At 34.8% G+C, this 15,745-nt stretch carries 21 protein-coding genes; 6 read left to right on the top strand and 15 right to left on the bottom strand.

Features of this window, described 5'->3' with window-relative positions:
* Positions 1–31: 31 nt before the first annotated feature.
* Positions 32–586, bottom strand: a complete 555-nt coding sequence (locus CRT24_RS20945; RefSeq protein WP_180269157.1) for a WG repeat-containing protein — start codon at positions 584–586, stop codon at positions 32–34.
* A 239-nt stretch (positions 587–825) separates the two neighbouring features.
* Here CRT24_RS20945 and CRT24_RS16265 point away from each other — a divergent pair, with 239 nt between their 5' ends.
* The 3 genes from CRT24_RS16265 (at position 826) to CRT24_RS16255 (ending at position 5,092) form a co-directional block, all read left to right on the top strand.
* A complete protein-coding gene (locus tag CRT24_RS16265) occupies positions 826–2,031 on the top strand; it encodes an FAD-binding oxidoreductase (protein WP_099372353.1) in 1,206 nt (401 codons plus the stop codon).
* A 1,445-nt stretch (positions 2,032–3,476) separates the two neighbouring features.
* Complete coding sequence (locus CRT24_RS16260; protein WP_171017626.1) at positions 3,477–3,845, top strand: YkvA family protein; 369 nt, start codon at positions 3,477–3,479, stop codon at positions 3,843–3,845.
* Positions 3,846–3,961: 116 nt separating this feature from the next.
* The gene (locus CRT24_RS16255; protein WP_180269156.1) at positions 3,962–5,092 is read left to right on the top strand and encodes a serine hydrolase; all 1,131 of its coding nucleotides are present in this window, start codon (positions 3,962–3,964) and stop codon (positions 5,090–5,092) included.
* Here the strand turns inward: CRT24_RS16255 and CRT24_RS16250 are convergent.
* The 14 genes from CRT24_RS16250 to CRT24_RS16185 all read right to left on the bottom strand — a co-directional run bounded on the left by CRT24_RS16250 (position 5,089) and on the right by CRT24_RS16185 (position 12,964).
* Positions 5,089–5,631: a hypothetical protein gene (locus CRT24_RS16250; RefSeq protein WP_099372234.1), complete on the bottom strand. Its 543-nt coding sequence runs from the start codon at positions 5,629–5,631 to the stop codon at positions 5,089–5,091. The two genes, CRT24_RS16255 and CRT24_RS16250, sit on opposite strands and share 4 nt — an antisense overlap.
* Positions 5,632–5,690: 59 nt before the next feature.
* Positions 5,691–6,065 (bottom strand): nuclear transport factor 2 family protein, encoded by a 375-nt coding sequence (locus tag CRT24_RS16245; protein WP_099372233.1) that lies wholly within the window; start codon positions 6,063–6,065, stop codon positions 5,691–5,693.
* 6 nt (positions 6,066–6,071) lie between these two features.
* On the bottom strand, positions 6,072–6,593 hold the full coding sequence (locus CRT24_RS16240; protein ID WP_099372232.1) for an SRPBCC family protein: 522 nt from the start codon (positions 6,591–6,593) through the stop codon (positions 6,072–6,074).
* 28 nt (positions 6,594–6,621) lie between these two features.
* Positions 6,622–7,155, bottom strand: a complete 534-nt coding sequence (locus CRT24_RS16235) for a DUF1697 domain-containing protein (RefSeq protein ID WP_099372231.1) — start codon at positions 7,153–7,155, stop codon at positions 6,622–6,624.
* Between the two features lie 11 nt (positions 7,156–7,166).
* Positions 7,167–7,991, bottom strand: a complete 825-nt coding sequence (locus CRT24_RS16230; protein WP_180269155.1) for a VOC family protein — start codon at positions 7,989–7,991, stop codon at positions 7,167–7,169.
* 99 nt (positions 7,992–8,090) lie between these two features.
* The gene (locus tag CRT24_RS16225; RefSeq protein WP_099372229.1) at positions 8,091–8,666 is read right to left on the bottom strand and encodes a dihydrofolate reductase family protein; all 576 of its coding nucleotides are present in this window, start codon (positions 8,664–8,666) and stop codon (positions 8,091–8,093) included.
* Between the two features lie 14 nt (positions 8,667–8,680).
* Positions 8,681–9,085: a hypothetical protein gene (locus CRT24_RS16220; RefSeq protein WP_099372228.1), complete on the bottom strand. Its 405-nt coding sequence runs from the start codon at positions 9,083–9,085 to the stop codon at positions 8,681–8,683.
* Between the two features lie 84 nt (positions 9,086–9,169).
* Entirely contained in the window at positions 9,170–9,616 is a 447-nt protein-coding gene (locus tag CRT24_RS16215) for a VOC family protein (RefSeq protein ID WP_099372227.1), read from the bottom strand.
* An 81-nt stretch (positions 9,617–9,697) separates the two neighbouring features.
* Entirely contained in the window at positions 9,698–10,180 is a 483-nt protein-coding gene (locus CRT24_RS16210) for an SRPBCC domain-containing protein (protein ID WP_099372226.1), read from the bottom strand.
* A 591-nt stretch (positions 10,181–10,771) separates the two neighbouring features.
* Positions 10,772–11,188: a DUF6157 family protein gene (locus CRT24_RS16205; RefSeq protein ID WP_099372225.1), complete on the bottom strand. Its 417-nt coding sequence runs from the start codon at positions 11,186–11,188 to the stop codon at positions 10,772–10,774.
* 68 nt (positions 11,189–11,256) lie between these two features.
* Complete coding sequence (locus CRT24_RS16200) at positions 11,257–11,688, bottom strand: DUF1801 domain-containing protein (protein WP_099372224.1); 432 nt, start codon at positions 11,686–11,688, stop codon at positions 11,257–11,259.
* Between the two features lie 2 nt (positions 11,689–11,690).
* A complete protein-coding gene (locus tag CRT24_RS16195) occupies positions 11,691–12,143 on the bottom strand; it encodes an SRPBCC domain-containing protein (protein ID WP_099372223.1) in 453 nt (150 codons plus the stop codon).
* A 1-nt stretch (position 12,144) separates the two neighbouring features.
* Positions 12,145–12,540 carry a VOC family protein gene (locus tag CRT24_RS16190; RefSeq protein WP_099372222.1) on the bottom strand — a complete coding sequence of 132 codons (396 nt, stop codon included), beginning with the start codon at positions 12,538–12,540 and terminating at the stop codon, positions 12,145–12,147.
* A gap of 4 nt (positions 12,541–12,544) precedes the next feature.
* Positions 12,545–12,964 carry an SRPBCC family protein gene (locus CRT24_RS16185; RefSeq protein WP_099372221.1) on the bottom strand — a complete coding sequence of 140 codons (420 nt, stop codon included), beginning with the start codon at positions 12,962–12,964 and terminating at the stop codon, positions 12,545–12,547.
* 153 nt (positions 12,965–13,117) lie between these two features.
* Here CRT24_RS16185 and CRT24_RS16180 point away from each other — a divergent pair, with 153 nt between their 5' ends.
* The 3 genes from CRT24_RS16180 to CRT24_RS16170 all read left to right on the top strand — a co-directional run bounded on the left by CRT24_RS16180 (position 13,118) and on the right by CRT24_RS16170 (position 15,742).
* On the top strand, positions 13,118–13,576 hold the full coding sequence (locus tag CRT24_RS16180; RefSeq protein WP_099372220.1) for an SRPBCC domain-containing protein: 459 nt from the start codon (positions 13,118–13,120) through the stop codon (positions 13,574–13,576).
* A 3-nt stretch (positions 13,577–13,579) separates the two neighbouring features.
* Positions 13,580–14,515 (top strand): DUF1801 domain-containing protein, encoded by a 936-nt coding sequence (locus CRT24_RS16175; protein WP_099372219.1) that lies wholly within the window; start codon positions 13,580–13,582, stop codon positions 14,513–14,515.
* Between the two features lie 108 nt (positions 14,516–14,623).
* On the top strand, positions 14,624–15,742 hold the full coding sequence (locus tag CRT24_RS16170) for an aldo/keto reductase (protein WP_099372218.1): 1,119 nt from the start codon (positions 14,624–14,626) through the stop codon (positions 15,740–15,742).
* Positions 15,743–15,745: the final 3 nt, after the last annotated feature.

Here is a 15,745-nt window from a genome sequence, read left to right as displayed (position 1 = left end):
TATATCAGCCAAAATCGACTTTTGGGAAAAATTAATCAATAATTTCACCTTTTTTATTAATAAAGTATTGAGTATTATCCTTCCAAACTTTGCAACGTCCGTCTTCGAATTTACTTATAAGTCCAAATTGTGGTTTTATAACTATTTCTCCTTTTTTATTAATAAATCCAAAAGCTCCCTTCAATAATTTAGTGAATACTTTAGGGTTTTGGTGCTTTTCACTTATGCAGTCTATGCATACTCCGGCTAACCCCTCAGAAAAGGAATCCACCTGTTTAAATTGGTAAGGAATTACGATTTTCCCCTCCAAATCAGCGAATCCAATTAGTCCTGATTTATCGTCTATTATCCTAAACAAACCATCGCTAATCCTGTCTGGTCCATTATCGAAAATGTAAACTTTGAATAGTTTTTCGTTATTTTTATTAAAAGCCCAATACCCATCACGTTCTATTAGTTTAAATTTAACTGAACTTTTATCAGATATTTTTTCCTCTTGATTTTGAGAGATTTGAACGGATTTTCTGTCAATACTATTAGAGCAGGATACCAGAAATAATATTGTAAATAAAAATAATTTATTCATATTAAAATAGTTCTAATAAAAACATTGTATTTAATTTATGGTCAATTATTTAAGCACAAAAATTAAGCCTGTTTGATATCTAATAACATCTTTTTTTACTCTTTTTCTTATCCAGAAATCACATTCAACTAGATTATAATAGTACTCCTAAAGGCTTTCTTAATTTTCTTCTTGTCTTCCAAACATTCATGTATAATTTCTGGTTTAATGATTGGCTATTTAAAACAGAAATTAAATTTATGGATCTTAAATCAAACGAACCATTTTGGTTAGTTAAAAATGGTATACTTAATTCGTATCCGTCACTTAGAGAGGATAAGGAATGTGATGTACTGATCGTTGGAGCTGGAATCACAGGAAGCTTAATTGCACATCAATGTATCAAGGATGGTTACAAGACTATTTTAATAGATAAAAGGGAGATCGTGAATGGAAGTTCGTCAGCAACTACGTCCATGCTCCAATATGAAATTGACACCCCGCTTTATGAGCTCGAAGAAATGATTGGTAAAGAACCCGCTATCATGAGTTATAAGGCTTGTTCGGATTCTATAGACAAGCTAGGGAAAATTGCTAAAGAAATAAAATCAAAAGCCGGGTTCAAGAAAAAGACTTCACTTTATTATGCATCTCGAAAAAAAGATGTGACCTGGCTCGAAAAAGAATTTAATGCACGCAAAGAAGCTGGATTTAAAGTAAAATGGCTAGAAGAACCTGAAATTGAAAAAACATTCAAGATCAAAGATTCTCATGGCGGCATTTTTTCGGATCAAGGTGGGAGTGTTGATGCCTTCAGATTGGCTCATGAATTGATCCACTTTAATTGCGAAAAAGGTCTGGAAGTTTTTGATAAAACTGAATTAGTGAAAGTTGAAGAGAAAAAAGGATTTAATCTAGTCCATTTAGATACGAAAGCCAAAATAAAAGCCAAACATATCATCTATTGTGTAGGCTATGAGAGTGCCAATATGATCAAAGAGAAGTTTGTAGATTTATTGAGCACCTATGCTATCGTATCTGAAATCAATAAAGACCTGTATGAATGTTATAATGATTATTTAATCTGGAATACGGCTGAGCCTTATTTATACATGCGTACGACTGATGATTGCAGGTTTTTGATAGGAGGGGAGGATGAAGAGTTTCGCGATCCTGAAAAAAGAGACGAACTGCTTACTGCCAAATCAAAGAAATTAGAAAAAGATTATGAAAAAGTATTCCATAATGATCAATTTATCACTGATTTCTCATGGGCAGGTACTTTTGGTGAAACCAAGGATGGCCTTCCTTATATAGGTACTCATGCTGATTTTAAAAGATCATACTTTGTTCTTGGATTTGGTGGAAACGGCATAACTTTCTCAGTAACCGGAATGGATATGGTCTCCGATTGGTTGGCCGGAAAAACAAATCCATTAACTCCTTATTTTGCATTTGGCAGATAATGACAAAAAGTAAAAGGGTTGACATTTTTCGATTGTCAACCCTTTTGTTTAAAAAGTTATCTTAACTTTTTCTTCTTAGTTTTTTCATACTAAGGATTTTAAAATAACCTCTTTAGTATAATTAAAAACGATAGGTCTTCTAAATTATTGTATAAAGCTTAACTTTTTTTTAATAATTAGTAAACGATGAATCCACAGTGAACTAAATAAGCTAAAAAATAAAAGAGGTCAACTTTTTACGGTCGACCTCTTTCTTTAAAAAGTTATCTTCTTTTTCTTTTCATATAACTCTCGTCATAATCAAAAATAAAATAACTCTTCTTGTATAAATAGAAACGACTATGTATCTCCAATATTGTGTACGACTTAACTTTTTTTTAATATTTTTTTAATAATTATGGTTTTTGGGTGTTCGCCTTGGTCGGTGTCCTCACCGACCACTGAATACCTTTCTAGAATAGTTACACCCCTACAGGGTTGAATGGGTTAGCATGATATTTTTCTAGAATAGTTGCACCCCTACAGGGTGGTACGGCGCGAATTGGTCATTTCTATATTGGTTCCACATCCGCGGAAGGGTAAAGGATTAAATGCTATAGGAATGCCTTATGTGGCTGGTGGAGACACCTGCCAAGGCGGTGAAATCCCATCGGGATGACACTATTATAGGGAATTTAACAAACATGCCACACCTACGGCGCTGGTGTTTGTGGTTAGTTCCATTTCTATAGATATGGCATGCCGATGGCATTTAAGAGATATTTCATGCCTCAGGCATTTAACCCCGATGGGGTTTGTATGACATTTTTCTAGCCGTGGCAGGTGTCCCCACCTGCCACTGAAAAAATGCCAATGGCCTTATTTCTTAGCTTAATAACATTGGATTTTAGGGGTTTTAAGAGCCAAAATAATATTGATTTGTTCAAAAATAAAAGAGGTCAACTTTTTACAGTCGACCTCTTTCTCTAAAAAGTTATCTTCTTCTTTTTCATATAACTCTCGTTATAATCAAAAACAAAATAACTCTTCTTGTATAAATAGAAACGACCCTGTATTTGAAATATTGTATAGGTCTTAACTTTTTTTTAATCTTTTTTTAATATCTAGCTTTTTTATTGATCTACTCTTGTTCGACTCTCCTTCCACTCTTGTTCCACTCTCAGTCCTCTTTCATTCGGACCTCGTTCGGACCTTGTTCGGGTTAATTCCGAAGAAGCTCCGAACGAGGTCCGAAGGAAGTCCGAACAAGAGACGAACGAGAGTGGAAGGAGGGAGGACGGAGATAGGAAGGAGAATAGAGATATGAGATACAAAATGAGACATTAGACATAAGACATTAGAATTGTTTTGGGAGGGATATACCCAAAAAAATTAATAGGACAATGAATTGTAAATTAAACCGTTTTAAATTTGTTGTGTCATATATAAAACTGATGGAAAACAGAATGAAGAAAACATATTTTAAAAGGGCATTATTGCTATTTAATACTTTTAAAAATAGAAAATTAACAAATGAAGACCTTGAGATTGCTGAAGACAAAGCTCAACATCTCGAAGGCAAAACTGGGGAGTTCAATCTTTTGATTTCTATGATCAAAGATACTTTCTCAGGAAAATACAAAATGAATAAATGGAATATGTCTATTATCATTGGTACTATTGTTTATGTAATATCTCCAATTGATGCTATTCCAGATATCATTCCAGTTCTTGGATGGGTAGATGATGTTTCGATTGTGGGTTTTGCTATTTCGAAACTTGCTGATGAAGTTGATCGATATAGAAAATTCAAGAAAACTGGTGTACAACTGTAAGAATTAATTCAATAGTTAAAGTATAAGTTTAAGATTAGGCGTTGATAATGATCGGCGCCTTTTTTTATGTCCTAATTTTATTAAATTTACTGCATATCATAAACCAATTCTATTTAATGAAAGGTTTCTTATCATTTTTCTGTTTATTTCTGATATGCTCAGCCTCTTATGCTCAGGATAATCTGATGATTAAATTGGATGCAATTATAGAAAAACACTATCCGAACCAAAAAGATCCTGGAATCATGTTGCAAGTACATGATAATAATGAAAAAATTCTTTATTCTGGATCCAACGGAATTGCCAACCTAGAAACTTCTGAGCCTATTAGTTCTAAAACTAATTTTAGAATGGCCTCCGTCAGTAAGCAGTTTACTGCTTTTGCTGTTTGGATGCTGGTAGATGAATACAAGATCGATGTTTATAATACGAAGCTGATTGAGTTTTTCCCAAATTTAAAAGGTCCTATTGCAAACTGTAATATTTATTATTTATTAAATCATACCTCAGGAGTTTTGGATTACGAAGGACTTATTCCTGTAAACCAAAAAGATCAATTATCTGATCTGGATGTTTTGAAAATAATTGAACCTTTGGATAGTGTTTATTTTCAACCCGGTAGTAAATGGCGTTATAGCAATACGGGCTATTGCCTGTTAGCGTTGATTATTGAAAAGGTTTCCGGTAAAAATTATAGCAATTATGTAAAGGAAAAAATTTTCAGTGTATTTGGAATGCGTAATTCTTTGGTTTATAATCCTGAAGACAAAATCAGCAATAGGGCATACGGTTATCATTTGCAAGATGATAGATTTAGATTTGCTGATCAAAGTTTGACAAGTGCTACGAAAGGAGATGGAGGAGTTTATACATCAGCGGAAGAATATCTTTTATGGAATGCCAAATACTTCCAAGCGTTGGGGTCAATATCTTCATTTTCCATCTTTTTCAAGAATAATTTAGCACCGATCAATCAGGATATTTCATATTCTTACGGTAAGTTTGTCGGTAAGGATAATTTAGGGAATACAGTATATTTTCATTCTGGTGAGAGTACCGGCTTTAACAATTTTGTACTATCAATTCCAGATAGAAATATCCATATCAGTTTGTTCAGTAATCGTGATGATCAGAAAATAGTATCCTTTATAGATGACTTATTAAAGGAACTCGACATCCAGATCAAGGGCTTGGAAGGTAAATCTGTATTTAATTGGTTGTCTAGAGCTTACATGAATGAGTTTTAGTCATATTCTTTAATATCGGCGATTTTAATCTGGTTGTTTTGTAGGATTAGTTTTATGTCCCTGTGAAAATCAGTTTGAAATTCACAGTCTGAAATCAATACTTTCAGGTTTATCTGTTCTGCATTTTCATCCAGTAGTTCGCAGCTTGATACTTCAATTTTTTTCCAATCTTGACCTGAGATCAAAAAACCTGAACCTACACCAGCGGTTGCAACATCAAGCTTAGATTTCCACTTTTGGTTAAGTTCGAATTCCGTAAGGCTGCTGTCCATACTTAGGCCAGTATTGATAGCATCCATTTTAAATTCGTAATATTCTGGTGTTGTTAGGGCTTGCATTTTATTGTTGCTGCCATTTTCGTTGTTGAAGAATTGTTCAACATTCTCTTTTATCCATTTGCATCCAGCAGCTTCACCAATAGGATTCTTGTCGAAATCTTGGTTTGCAATGGAATCAACTTGTGCTGTAGAATTTTGAGCGGATTTGTTTTGGCAAGATATGGTGCCAAACAATAGGGCAATCAGGATATATCTTTTCATACCGTTAATAATTAGTAGGATAAATGTAGATATAATTCTTGAAAAAATATATTGATATTTTATTTTAAAGAAATAGCCATGCTGCTGATTTTCTTTATTTTATCTGAACTAGCAGAAGCGAACTCATAAAAATCATGGAAGACTATATTTTCAATTTTGAAAGACAATATTCCACTTGCTGCTGCGTGTTTTCCGTGGGTTATGATTTGTTTAATTTCTAGAGCAGTGGCTTTAGAATCTTTAATATTTTCTAAAAACTTAATCACTCCATCGAATCCGCTGATTGTTTTATCTCCAATCATTTCCCATTCTATTTCTGGGTGGAAGAATTCTTTGAGGCTTTGAACATCTGCTTTAGCAAATGCGATATTCAGATCCCTAATTATTCTTCGTTTTGGAGCATTGTCGCAATCCTTTGGAGTGATTAGTTTCATTTCGTTTTATTTTTCTAAAATTTCTTTTAAATGGTTTAGACCTGCATCAAAATCTTTGTTCATGTCAAAGAAAAGACCCATAAGGTTAAATGGATAAGGTATTTTACCATCTACTTTCCATTCTACTTTTGATTTATTAGGGTTTAATTCAGTCACTTTCATAAATGATTTATTTGCAACCTCTGAACCATCGAAGAACAGATCCATATCAATTCTTCCATTTGCTGAATCAACAGCAGTAATAACCTGTTTTCCATCACCTACTTTTTTGCTTTGCCAGGTGTAAGTGAATCCAGGGGTTCCATCTGTACCTTCATAATTGCGAACAATGTTGGGATCCATCCTTGACCAATTGTCATAATTACCTTGATTCTTGATAAGTTTTACATATTCAAAAACTTCAGCTTTTGGCTTGTTGATTTCAATTTCACTACCTGCGTGAAAATCCTTAGGCAAGAATGCTGCAACCAATAAGGTTATTGCAACTATTCCTAATACTGTAATTAGAAAATACTTTAAAAATTTCATGATTAATAAAATTGGTTTGTAATTAAAATTATTGTTTAATCAAATTTAAAATTTTATTGATTGTATTTAGGTTTCTCCCGGTTGATTTTACCTTTAATTTTTTCTCAATAAGGTTATTGTTCAATTTGCTATTAGCCATTCCATCAGGCAAATAGAAGTAAAACAGCTTTTCGGTAACGTGAAATTCTTCAGGTTGTAATTTTAAACTTTTAAAGTCTTCTATTAAATTTTTTTCAGGAATTCTATCCATGAATGTAACGAAGACTTTGTTGGGAGGTAATTCTTTTGAAAAGGGATTATTATCGAGGGATTGTTGAATCTCGTTTACAGTGAGAACAAATACATCTATATCATGACCAAATTCTTTATTAATTAAGCTTTTGACCTGTTTCAAAACTTGCGAAGGATCTAATTTAGATTCCAAACATATATTGCCGCTTTGGATATAAGTTTTTATTTGTTCAAAACCTACGGAACTCAACTTTTCTTTGAGGTCTGTCATTTTAATAATATTCTTTCCGGATACATTGACTGCCCGTAGAAATATAATGTACTTGTTCATCAAAAAGATATTTATGCTTCCACTAGGTCAGCAATTATGATTTTTTTCATTTTCATAAGCGCTTGATTAGCTTCTGTAGATTTCAATAGTTTTGAAATGTCTTTCGGAACAATCTGCCAGCTAATTCCGAATTTATCTTTACACCATCCACATTGACTTTCTGAGCCATCAGCTGTGATCTTGTTCCAATAATAATCTATTTCTTCTTGATTTTTGCAGGTCACTGTCAAAGAATTTGCTTCATTGAAGTTGAAATTTTGAGGCACTCCAGAATCCATTGCAGCCAATGTAACGCCGTTGGCTACAAATTGTGCATGCATGATCTGTCCTTTCATATGGCCTTCGGGATATTCCAATGCTCCCTGTTCTTGAAAATCTGGGAATAGGTCTGCATAAAACTTAAGGGCATCTTTACAGTTTCCCTGTTGTTTATCACAGAACATAAATGTAGGGATAACAGCTTGGCCATTAGTATTGTCTACCTTACCGTAATACAACTGCCAACAAAATCCATATTTATCAGCGATGAATCCATAATGTTCGGAAAATGGATATTTATCAAGTAGCATTAAAATTTGCCCACCATCTAAGAGCTTATTCCATGCATGATCTAATTGATCCTTGCTTTCGAATATTGGCATGTATGAAATGGTCGCATTTGGATGAAAAATGGGACCTCCATTGATGCCAATAAAATCCATTCCCATGATGTTAGCCTCAACGACAATTGGGCTGTCCTTGATTATGGAACTATTGGGAAAAACATCCGTATAAAAATCGAAAGCCTCTTTGGCATTATTATCAAACCAAAGTGATGGTATTATTTTATTTGACATAATATTGTGGTTTAAAGCGTTTTTAAATTGCGATAATAGGATGATTTCTTCGATAAAGGACATGGTTAAAATATTTATATTACCTACCTTTTATTGGAATTATTGGATTACTTGATACACAGAACTTACAACAGAGGAAGTAAATGTTTTGTTAGCTAATAATTTTAATTTCATTAATTCTTCATCTTCAGAGATGAAATGGTAGCCTTTTCCAATTGCAACAGGGCAAACCAATACATGTAACTCATCCACCAGTTTGGCTTTAAAAAGCGATTTTGCAAGAGTCAGACTTCCCCAAACGACTATGTCTTTTCCTGGTTTAGATTTCAACTCCCTAATAGAATCAATGATATTTTCGTTAATAATAGCAGCATTATTCCACTTGCCCCAACTTACCTCTTTAAGTGATGTTGAGACCACAAGTTTGTTGGTGCTATTTAGAGGATCAGCGACAGGTTCTTCATTGGGGTCTGCATTTGGCCAAAATTCAAGAAACATCTCATATGTATTTTTACCTAGTAAAATTGTATCAATTGTTTTGATAAATTCAACTTGGTATAAGTCGATTTCTTTTCCGACATGCATTTTAGTGCCATCAAAAAAGCTGGTAGTTTTGTCCCGGTCAGCAGCAAATCCATCTGCTGATACAAATTCCTGTACGATTAGTTTTCTCATGCTGTTTGAAAAGTTTAGATAATCTTAATTTTTGGATCTTGATTATCTAGATTATTAGTATGTAATAGCAGTGTATTTCCAGCAGGATCTTTGATCCATTGAATATCTGGACTTTGTTCGTCTTCATCTGCAGCGATTTGGATTTTATTGGTGCTTAAATAATCCAACGCATTTTGCATTTGATTGGTATTGAGTTCAAGGTAGATTTTTGTTTCTTTTTTCTGGGGTACGGCATCCAACCAAAGATTAATATCTCCAAATTTTACTTTGGTTGATTTAATAATACTTGGGTGTTCAATTTGTTGTTCTTCGGTTTCTAATAGCAGGATATCTCGGTAGAAGTGGAGTGTCTCCTCATAAAGTTCAATCGGTATTTTGATTGCAATGTTGTTTCCCGCTCTAAAGATTATATTATCCATTTCAAATCATTTAATTAACAGTGATAAACCCTGGAGTTTACCACTGTTATCATTATAATCCAGTGTGAAAAACAAGGTTTTTCCTTATCCCATTTTTTTGTTTCCTTCAAAGTGAATCATCCAATTGATTCCGAATTTGTCTTGGAAAGATGAATATAGTTCAGCGAAGAATGTTTCTCCCAGTTCCATTTCCATCACTCTAGCACCTTCCGACAAAGCATCATAGTATAGTTTTGCCTCCTCAGGACTTTCGACATCGAGCATGATGTAAGTTGAGTTTCCATTAGTCAGAGCATGTCCAAATCCTTCTACGACATCAGAACCCATCAACATAGTTTCAGGGTTGATTTTCACTGCAGTGTGCATGACCTTACCTTTTGCATCTTCCGGTAGTGGTGGTTGATTTGGTTCTGCAGGAATATCATCATAAAAGTATGTTCCCAGCCTTTCAGAGTTGAACACTTTTTGATAAAAATCAAAAGCTTGATTACAATCTCCATTGAAGTTTAAATAAGCATGTACCTTTGCCATAATCTTAAAATTTTGTGGTTTATGTTTTTGTTTAATATTATAAAAATAAGGTGGTCTAGTGACAGCTATATGTCAGTTAGATTATCTTTTTAATAACTCTTCGAGTTGGTTAAGGCCTGTTTCGAAACCTTCTAAAAATCCCATGTCGAGGAATGTTTTCATTGTTTCCTCATCCGGATATTGGCAGCTAGCTTTCATTGTACAGATTCCCTTGTCAGAGCTGAAGGTGATTTTCCATTCAGAACTTGGTTGGTCCTCGGTTGAGTTTCCGTTTTCATCACAGAATCCATCTAGTCCTGAATAGGAGTTTTGCGGATCAATGGATTTGTAATCAAAATAGGAGTAGTGCCTTTCGCCATTTGGTCCTTCCATATAATAAAGCCATCGGCCATTTACTTTGAATTCTTGACTTTTAGTATGGCAATTCCATGGTTTCGGAGCCCACCATTGATCAAGAATCCTGCTGTCTGTGAAGGCTTCCCACACATTCGTGTGAGCGGCTTCGAATGGTCGCGTGATGATGACTTCTCTGTCGTTGATCTGATAATTAAATTTCTTTTCCATGATAGTATTAATTAATGTGATCCTTCATTTTCTAAAACTAAGTTATGGGGAAATAGAAGAAATACACTTGTCATAAGACAAGAATTGAAAAATTAATTGGGTTGGTTGTGGTAGGTGGGGATAGTTGTCACGGCGGCAAGTAAACTTCTTTCATTCAAAACAGTGGTGAATAGTTCAGTAAATAGTTTCCCTCTCTTACGAGAGGGAATGACACGCCCAATTCCCCCTTAGTCCCCAACAGGAATGCGTGTCATTCTTGAGCTTTAGCTCAAGAAACTATTTTGTTGAATTACAGGAAATTAGATTGTTCGGCAACATGGATAGCTATTTAATAACCAGTAATTTATAGTGACACCCCTACAGGGTTGAATGGTAATGTAATGTCAATTCTATAATAGTGACACCCCTCTGGGGTGGTATGGCGGATAGAGCCGTGGCTGGTTTACTCACCTGACACTGAAAACATTCCAACGCCATGGTTGGTGTCTCCACCAACCATCGTCAGCATTGTTAGTGCAAATCTTAGCGCTTTGAGTTGCAGGTTGGCCTGACATGTGCCTTAAAAAATTATACTAATTTTTTCCGGGAATCTTATTTTTTGGATGACCTCATTGCTGGTAATTTCTTGATTTTGTCGTCCTTCAACATTTTTTCATATTCTTCAGACGCACTATCAATTAATCTAATTTTACCTTCATGGTCATAATATATTCCCCAACCATAAGTTTTGGCGAGGGGAGAGGTTCGCAGGCATGCTTGACCTTTGGAATAGAATTTTGTTCTTTCTGATTCGATATCATCTTCAAGAATTTCATTTCTTTCTGCGAAGATATCAAAAATCAGATCGTCGGAATTAATTTTATTAGGATGTTTTATCAAACGGTCAAATTGTAGGTTAGCTACAGTTAGTTTATCGATTTTAACTGGTGGCATTTCGCCTTTCAAAGCTTTGCAGTCTTCAGCAACCGTGATCAATGTGTTGAAATAGTTTGTAGTATGTTGTTTCATAGTATTCCTTCATTAAATTATATTCTAATTTAGGAGGTCTATCTGACAAAGGTATGTCAACAGTAATATTATTTAGGATTAATTCTTTCGTATTTATTTGAAACGAACTCAATTGATTCTTTCATGATCTTATTAAGAACTTCAATATTTATATCATCTAGTTTTTTGATATATATACAAGCTTTGGCCATTTTGTATTTCCCCAATCCTTCTAGATATTGTTTTTGGTCATCACAACCTGTGGTGACATACAAAGAAATGGCCGCCTTGCGGGGTGAGAACCCTAGCAGGGGCGCATCACCCTCGTGTCCACTTGCATACTTATAATGATACTGACCAAAACCTATAATTGTAGGACCAAACATCTTGGCTTTTTCGCCAGTTGCTTTTTCCATCAATTCTATTAATTCAAAGGAATCTTTTTTCTTTTGTTCATTATCTAAGTTGTTGATGAATTCCTCAACATCCACTGCGGTGAATTGGGTTTTTAGCTTGGCCATAATTATTTTTCGCAGATTTCTTTTAATAGACGTAAAGCTTCGGGCCAAGATTCATCAAACATATTTGCATCTTCATCAGCGGAAACCTCCACAGAGCAGATCAATTCTGTTTTTCCATCTATTTTTTTAAACCGGTATACTTCGAGTGCGTTTTTCCAATTATCAATCATTTCACCTTCATACAGCTCACCAATATGATTAAACATTCCAATATGCCTAATAATAACTATTTCTGCTGGAATATTTTTGTCAACCATAGAAATCATACCTGCTTCAAGACCATCTTGGTCGGTTGAGGTAAAGAACATTTTTGAACCTTCTTCCCAATTTCCTTTGATACCAGAAGTAGGGCTAAATGGTTTAGTCCATTCTCTATATGTATCATGACCCAACATTAAGTCATAAACTTTTTGTGGATCAGCTTCGATTGTTGTTGTAAAATATATTGTTTTCATGTTATTGAAATTTTCCGAATCCAAATACTGCTCCTGCAGGATCTTGGACAATGACATAATTTAGAGTTCCGTCGGATTTTTTGCTTTCATGGATTAATTTTCCACCTTTTTCAATTGCTGTTTTCAAAGTGGCATCTACATCTTCTACACATACATACATAATCCATTGTGGCGGTATGCCAGCATTTACGCCACGTTGATTGCAAATTCCACCAGCGGGTTCTTTCTCATCGATCAGCATGGCATAATCATTATATGATTCTTCACCATCCTTCATTGCTACAGGGAATTCTTTCCAGCCTAGCACATCTTTATAGAACTCTTTTAGGGAATCTGCTTGATTAGTCGTGAGGTCAGCCCAAACGATCTGTCCAACTTTATATTTTTTTTCAGACATAATTTTAAGCTTTGCTCTCTACATGTTTTTTGAAATTGTCTAATATAGATTGCCATCCTTCCCTTTGCATTTCTTCCGGATTAGTTTCTTCAGCGTCAAAATCAATCAGAACCTTTGTCATTCCATTTTCGTCTTGAAATTTCATGTCAGTTGTTCTGTTGTCGCCTAGGACATAAGAAATACTGTTTTTTGGAGTTACTTCAGTATAAGTTCCTTCGAAATCAAATTCAAAACTACCATCTTTAGCTGCCATTTTGTTGTTGAACTTTCCACCCACACGCAAATCATTCTGTGAAGATGGACAGTGCCAGTCATCTGATGCGTGGTTCCATTGTTTAATATCTTCGGGATTATTATAGGTATCCCAAACAAGGTCCAAAGGTGCATTGATCAGGGATTCGATGTGGATTCTTTTCTTTTCCATTTTATAGTTTATTAGTGTTATTCGAAAATAGGATTATAATTTTTAATCTTTCTTGCCATATGGCAAGAAAAACTTGTACAAAAATGAAATTAAGATTTTTTTAGCCCTAAATTAGATTTTAGTTTGTTTATTAGAAATATAAAAAAAGATATTATGAATGATTTTTTAACAGCCAGGGCATCCATTGAGATTTTAAAACCTATTGAGGAGGTTTTTGAGGCAATCATAGATCCAGATAAAATGAGTAATTATTTTATTGAGAAGTCTTCAGGTAGGCTTGAAGAAGGGGTAACAGTGGAGTGGAAATTTCCGGAATTTGATGATATATTTCCAGTCACGGGAATTGATATTCGCCCTTATGAATATATTTCCTTTGATTGGAGTGGTGGTGCAGAAGGGATGAAAGTGGAGGTTTTCTTGGAAGCCTATAAAGATATATTTACAGTAGTCCGTATTAAAGAGAGCTTTATGCCTATGAATGATGAAGGAATTCAACAAGCTATTGGTCAGACTGAAGGGTGGTCAAACTTCTTGGCGTGCCTAAAAGCAAGTTTGGAATATGGTATTAACCTACGAAAAGGTGCTTTTGATTTTATGAGACCCCAAAATTAATGTATGAGCGATTTCACTAATATTGCTGAATATATAGAAGAGTTTGAAGGTAAACAAAAGGAATACCTTCGTGATGTATATTCTATTATCAAGCAGGCGGCACCACAAGATTCTAAGGAGACTATCAATTATAAGATGCCTACTTTTCGTTATAATGGCAACTTGATTCACTTTGCTATGTTCAAGAACCATTTGGGTTTATACCCCGGTACTGCAGCAATCAACCATTTTGAACCTGAATTGAAGCCATTCAAAACTTCAAAAGGGGCTGTACAATTTCCGTTGGATTCACCACTTCCTGAAAAGTTAATCTCTGATATCGTAAGGTTTAATGCAGAGCTCTTGAAGGAAAAGAAATATCCGAGTTGGGAACATAAAAACTCAAAATGGGATGAGTGTCAAGAATTCATGAGTGATTTGATGTCTAGGACTAAAACTCCATTAAAAAAAGAGATCAAATGGGGCACTGATGTTTACACTTTCAATGGTAAAAATATAATCGGATGGGGAGGGTTTAAAGAGTTCTTTTCATTATGGTTTTATAATGGTGTATTTCTGGAGGATAAATTAAATGTTTTAGTAACAGCATCGGAAGGAAAAACCAAATCATTGCGGCAGTGGAGGTTTACCGATGTGAGGGATATGAAAGAAAAGGATATTCTAGCCTATATTGAGGAATCTGTACAAACGGTTAGAGATGGAAAAGAAATTAAACCAACAAAATCTCCAGCAAAAGAGGTAAGTGGGATACTTAAGGAGTATTTGGATAAGGATAAAAAATTTCATGAATCTTATTACCAACTTACTCCCGGAAAGCAGAAGGAATATGCTGAATATATTGAGGAAGCAAAACAGGAAAAAACAAAAATTTCAAGGGTTGAAAAAATAATTCCTTTGGTCCTTTCAGGGAAAGGATTGCATGACAAATACAAAAAGTAAGTCTATCATAATGATAGGCTTTTTTTATTTTAATACAACAAATCTTCATAAAGTCTGTTCTTAATAATAGATAAAAAAACACTGACATATTAAAATTATATCACCTAAATGATGGATAGAAGGAATTTTATTACACAAAGTATTTTATTAGGAGGGGGATTAGCTGTTGGGAACAGCAAATTACCTACTGATTTAATTGGAAACACAAAAACTATGAGTAAAACAGCACAAACGAATAAATTTCGTCCAAAAACCATGAGTGGATTTGGGGGAGTAGCTATTGGAAACGGATTTAATGTAGATCATGGGGATATTGCTGCACATGAAGCATTGGACCAAGCTTGGAATTCTGGGGTTAGATATTTTGATACCTCGCCTTGGTATGGCCTTGGCATTAGTGAGCGTAGGATGGGGCTGTATTTAAAAGATAAGTTGAAGGATGAGTATACAATTTCCACAAAAATTGGGAGATTATTGGTTCCTCATGATAATTATAAGCAGAAAGGGTTGATGTGGGGTGGACAGATGAATGCTTCATATACCTATGATTATTCTGCAGATGGGGCAAGGAAATCAGTCGAAGATAGTTTACAACGCTTGGGCATTGGTTCATTGGATATTGTTTTCGTTCATGACCTTTCACCCGATAATGGAGATATGGGTAAGGATTGGTTACAATATTTTGAAACTGCGAAAAACGGAGCATTCAAGGAGTTGACCAAAATGAGGGAAGAAGGATTAATCAAAGGTTGGGGATTGGGAGTTAATACCATAGAACCGATTTTAAAGACCATTGAGGTTGCAGATCCAGATATTTTTCTCTCAGCATGCCAATATTCATTGATCAAGTATGAGGATGATTTAAAGCAAGTATTTCCTAAAATAGCCGAAAAAGGGATGTCTATTGTTGTTGGAGCGCCATTGTGTGCAGGATTTTTAGCGGGTCGTCCTAGATATTTATATGGGAAGGATATTCCAGCATTTGCGGCTGAGAAATTAGAAAAGTTAGAAAGAGTTGCTGCGAATCATAAAGTTGATTTGCGGACTGCGGCTCTTCAATTCTCAGCGGCACCTGATGTAGTATCAGCAGTTATTCCTGGTGCAAGTTCAGGAGAACAGGCTAAAGAAAATGCGGCATCATTTGAAGCGAAGGTGCCGAAAGGATTTTGGGATGAACTGAAAAGTGAAAAATTGATCATTGAGGAAGCTCCCGTTCCAAATGCTTAAATT

The sequence above is a fragment of the Sphingobacterium sp. 1.A.5 genome (assembly GCF_002734235.1).
GTDB lineage: Bacteria > Bacteroidota > Bacteroidia > Sphingobacteriales > Sphingobacteriaceae > Sphingobacterium > Sphingobacterium daejeonense.
This window is presented reverse-complemented; position numbering and strand designations above follow the sequence as displayed.

Excerpts from the sequence above, each read along its gene's own strand:
- CRT24_RS16220 (WP_099372228.1), bottom strand. The coding sequence starts at position 9,085 with ATGGATAATATAATCTTTAGAGCGGGAAACAACATTGCAATCAAAATA.
- CRT24_RS16245 (WP_099372233.1), bottom strand. The coding sequence starts at position 6,065 with ATGAAACTAATCACTCCAAAGGATTGCGACAATGCTCCAAAACGAAGA.
- CRT24_RS20945 (WP_180269157.1), bottom strand. The coding sequence starts at position 586 with ATGAATAAATTATTTTTATTTACAATATTATTTCTGGTATCCTGCTCT.
- CRT24_RS16185 (WP_099372221.1), bottom strand. The coding sequence starts at position 12,964 with ATGGAAAAGAAAAGAATCCACATCGAATCCCTGATCAATGCACCTTTG.
- CRT24_RS16260 (WP_171017626.1), top strand. The coding sequence starts at position 3,477 with ATGAAGAAAACATATTTTAAAAGGGCATTATTGCTATTTAATACTTTT.
- CRT24_RS16250 (WP_099372234.1), bottom strand. The coding sequence starts at position 5,631 with ATGAAAAGATATATCCTGATTGCCCTATTGTTTGGCACCATATCTTGC.
- CRT24_RS16230 (WP_180269155.1), bottom strand. The coding sequence starts at position 7,991 with ATGTCAAATAAAATAATACCATCACTTTGGTTTGATAATAATGCCAAA.
- CRT24_RS16265 (WP_099372353.1), top strand. The coding sequence starts at position 826 with ATGGATCTTAAATCAAACGAACCATTTTGGTTAGTTAAAAATGGTATA.
- CRT24_RS16170 (WP_099372218.1), top strand. The coding sequence starts at position 14,624 with ATGATGGATAGAAGGAATTTTATTACACAAAGTATTTTATTAGGAGGG.
- CRT24_RS16180 (WP_099372220.1), top strand. The coding sequence starts at position 13,118 with ATGAATGATTTTTTAACAGCCAGGGCATCCATTGAGATTTTAAAACCT.
- CRT24_RS16210 (WP_099372226.1), bottom strand. The coding sequence starts at position 10,180 with ATGGAAAAGAAATTTAATTATCAGATCAACGACAGAGAAGTCATCATC.
- CRT24_RS16225 (WP_099372229.1), bottom strand. The coding sequence starts at position 8,666 with ATGAGAAAACTAATCGTACAGGAATTTGTATCAGCAGATGGATTTGCT.
- CRT24_RS16240 (WP_099372232.1), bottom strand. The coding sequence starts at position 6,593 with ATGAAATTTTTAAAGTATTTTCTAATTACAGTATTAGGAATAGTTGCA.
- CRT24_RS16215 (WP_099372227.1), bottom strand. The coding sequence starts at position 9,616 with ATGGCAAAGGTACATGCTTATTTAAACTTCAATGGAGATTGTAATCAA.
- CRT24_RS16195 (WP_099372223.1), bottom strand. The coding sequence starts at position 12,143 with ATGAAAACAATATATTTTACAACAACAATCGAAGCTGATCCACAAAAA.
- CRT24_RS16200 (WP_099372224.1), bottom strand. The coding sequence starts at position 11,688 with ATGGCCAAGCTAAAAACCCAATTCACCGCAGTGGATGTTGAGGAATTC.
- CRT24_RS16205 (WP_099372225.1), bottom strand. The coding sequence starts at position 11,188 with ATGAAACAACATACTACAAACTATTTCAACACATTGATCACGGTTGCT.
- CRT24_RS16175 (WP_099372219.1), top strand. The coding sequence starts at position 13,580 with ATGAGCGATTTCACTAATATTGCTGAATATATAGAAGAGTTTGAAGGT.
- CRT24_RS16190 (WP_099372222.1), bottom strand. The coding sequence starts at position 12,540 with ATGTCTGAAAAAAAATATAAAGTTGGACAGATCGTTTGGGCTGACCTC.
- CRT24_RS16255 (WP_180269156.1), top strand. The coding sequence starts at position 3,962 with ATGAAAGGTTTCTTATCATTTTTCTGTTTATTTCTGATATGCTCAGCC.
- CRT24_RS16235 (WP_099372231.1), bottom strand. The coding sequence starts at position 7,155 with ATGAACAAGTACATTATATTTCTACGGGCAGTCAATGTATCCGGAAAG.